Genomic DNA, 847 nt, shown 5'->3' on the forward strand with positions numbered 1-847 from the left:
GAGGCGGCGGAGCATGCCGCCGAGGGCGGCCCATCGGATCATGGCCTCGGACGTTGCGCGGTGGGTTTCGTAGTCGCGGGCCAGGCGGCGGTGGGCGGTGATCCGGGCCAGGGTTCGCTCCACGACCCAGCGACGGGGGTGCACGACGAACCCGCGTTGGTCGGCGGGTTTGCGGACGATCTCGACGGTGGTGCGGAGCAGGTCGCGGGCCCAGTCGACGAGGCGGCCTGCGAAGCCGGTGTCGGCGAAGACGTGCCGGATGGGGGTGGCCGCGTAGGTGGCCAGTAGTGCGCCTTTGGCGCTGTCGCGGTCTTGCCGGGACGCGGCCAGGACCCAGACGGTGACCAGGAGTCCGAGGGTGTCGGTGACGATGAACCGTTTCCGGCCGTTGATCTTCTTCCCGGCGTCGTAGCCGCGGGAGTTCCGCGGCACGGTGTCGGCGCCTTTGACGCTCTGCGAGTCGATGATCCCCGCCGTTGGCTCGGGCTCGCGGCCGTGAGCCACCCGGATCTGCTCCCGTAGCTCGGTTAGGATCCGCTCGGTCACACCCCGCCGGTTCAGCCGTGCGAAGTGCGCGTACACGGTCTGCCACGGCGGGAAATCGACCGGCAGGTACCGCCACGCGCAACCGCTGCGCACCACGTACAAGATGGCGTCGATGATCGCCCGACGGGCGTGTTTTTCTGGTCTGCCCATCCACTGCGGGGACGGCAGCATCGGCTCGATGATCTCCCACTCGGCGTCGGTCAGGTCAGAGGGGTACCGCCGCACTCGATCCATGCCTGTCTACCGACCGAGTTACATCCATCGACCGGACCCGTTGTGCGACACGCCCGACCGACCCTGA

General features: G+C 68.9%; 1 protein-coding gene. It reads right to left on the reverse strand.

The genetic code is table 11. The features are described 5' to 3' along the window. Nucleotides 1–780, reverse strand: a 780-nt coding sequence (locus ACLQ25_RS32730; RefSeq protein ID WP_425734592.1) for an IS5 family transposase, incomplete at its 3' end; no start/stop codon positions are given. Nucleotides 781–847 lie beyond the last annotated feature (67 nt).

This window comes from Micromonospora sp. DT44 (assembly GCF_049841635.1).
In the GTDB taxonomy this organism is placed as follows: domain Bacteria; phylum Actinomycetota; class Actinomycetes; order Mycobacteriales; family Micromonosporaceae; genus Micromonospora.